The organism is Haloferax prahovense DSM 18310, from assembly GCF_000336815.1.
Classification (GTDB): Archaea; Halobacteriota; Halobacteria; order Halobacteriales; family Haloferacaceae; genus Haloferax; species Haloferax prahovense.
The window spans coordinates 1-705 of the sequence record NZ_AOLG01000007.1; the positions used below are offsets into that span (position 1 = coordinate 1).

The following is a 705-nucleotide window of genomic DNA, read 5'->3' on the forward strand; positions in this document are numbered from 1 at the left end:
CTGCTAGGAAGCACAGCTATCGGTATCCTGGTGCTTTACCCCGATCCGGTTAGAGACTGGGTCAGCCCCAACGTCCCCGCCACGATCTTCGTCGTCACCATACTGGGAATCATGTTTGTCTACGGGAAAGTTGTAAATCTCGCATTGACGGGGCCAGCCGACGAAGATGCATACAACGAGCTGGAGAAACACATCTCGAAGAGAATTGAGGAAGACGTCACAGTATACGAACATGACCAAGAGTTACAGAATAGCCTCCCTGACGGCGTTGACACCGAGAAACCGCTGTACCCGTTGTACGGCAGACGAAAAGACTCAGTGACAGNGGTTCTGTCGCGGATATACACGTCCCGACCTTCACCTACGCCGTCTCAGAATTCATCCGAATTGGTGAACAGAACCGCGACTCAAGCGACCATGAAGAGGACAGTGATGCCAATCCTGTAGCAGAGGGTATTGAGGTCCAGGTGAAGATTGGGGACAACCTGCAGGAGTTCTCATCAATACTGCAGATAAGCTCCGATGTATTCGATCCCGCAATGGAAGACGTCTACTCAGTTTTAGCGACCAGTATCTTAACTCACCCCGGAGAGGGACGGGACGACACAGTTCGGCAGATCCACAAGTACACTGATTTCATGGACAGCGAGGGGAAACGCATCGTCAGAAATGCCCAGACACGCTCCTTCCTCCAGTTCTTAGAGC

1 protein-coding gene is annotated in these 705 nt (G+C 52.1%); it reads left to right on the plus strand.

What is annotated here, in order from left to right; translation table 11 throughout:
- Window positions 1-467 precede the first annotated feature (467 nt).
- Window positions 468-705 (plus strand): hypothetical protein (locus C457_RS20310; protein WP_008090857.1); only part of this gene is annotated, 238 nt, incomplete at its 3' end.